Below are 1,149 nucleotides of genomic sequence, written 5' to 3'. Positions count from 1 at the left end.
AAGCTGCTTGATAGATTAGATCTAATTCTCTTTCAAAGATTTCATCTGGTGTATGATATGCCAATATCTTTCTTGGTAAAGAGTTGCACCAGGTTTCAATGTCTATGATGTCTTGTAGTGAATAATTGTCTATTGCCTCTCCCTTAGGAATAAATCTGCGAATGAGTCCATTATGTCTTTCAACTGTTCCTTTGTCACAAGATGTATAAGGATGAGCATAGTAAACTAAAGTATTTGATACGTCTTCTAAACTTGAAAGATCTGCAAACTCTGAGCCATTATCAGTGGTAATGGTTTTAAAAATATCATTCCAATGTTCGCTGTATTGCCTTTGGAGTTTTTTAAAGGCCTGCATGACACTGACAGAAGTCTTGTCAGGAATACGAAGAATTAAGAACTCACGACTCATACGTTCAGATAAGGTTAGCAGCACCTCATCATCTTTGCTCTTATGTCCGAGAACTAAATCGCATTCCCAATGGCCAAACTCATTACGTTTATTGATCTCTTTAGGACGTTCTTCAATGCTTCTGCCAAGTTTTTTCTTATTTCTGCGAATACGATGAAGCTTGGTATTGCGTTTAAGCTTCTCTGGCAAGTCGTAATTATGTATATCTAATAGACCTTGGTCGACATAATTGTAAAGAGTCTTAGTACAGACAACATCTCTGCTGCTAAATGCGCCAACAGCGGTGGCGCGATTACTGCACACATCAAGCGACCAGCCGTCTTTAAAGAAATGTTTGTGGACATAGCGCATGAATTGAGTTTTCCTGAGAAAGTCTGATTTACGTCCACAATTTTTACGATGAGCTTGATATGCATCATGCCCTTGAGTAGCCTTATATCTTTTGACTTTGCCATGATACAGTTCTACAGTACCGCGCTTAACCTCATAACTGATAGTAGAAGGGGAACAGTTTAATTCACGGGCAATGGCACGCAAAGAATAGCCATCTTTCAAACGCAATTGAATAATAACTCTTTCCTCGAATGATAAATGCTTGCCTTTAATGTGCTGATTCATGGTAGAATGTAAAGAGTCCATTTTGACCTCGTTTCTAAATGTTGTGTGGTAACTACATTCTATCAAACAGGTCCGAATGGACTTTTTATTTTTTATCAAGTGTTCAATTTAATTTTACAATC

At 37.7% G+C, this 1,149-nt stretch carries 1 protein-coding gene; it reads right to left on the bottom strand.

The features are described 5' to 3' along the window. Positions 1–1,048 (bottom strand): IS30 family transposase (locus CP370_RS09115; RefSeq protein WP_087176735.1); only part of this gene is annotated, 1,048 nt, incomplete at its 3' end. Positions 1,049–1,149 lie beyond the last annotated feature (101 nt).

The sequence above is a fragment of the Lactobacillus sp. UMNPBX19 genome, assembly GCF_002553805.1.
Taxonomy (GTDB): Bacteria; Bacillota; Bacilli; order Lactobacillales; family Lactobacillaceae; genus Lactobacillus.
This window is presented reverse-complemented; position numbering and strand designations above follow the sequence as displayed.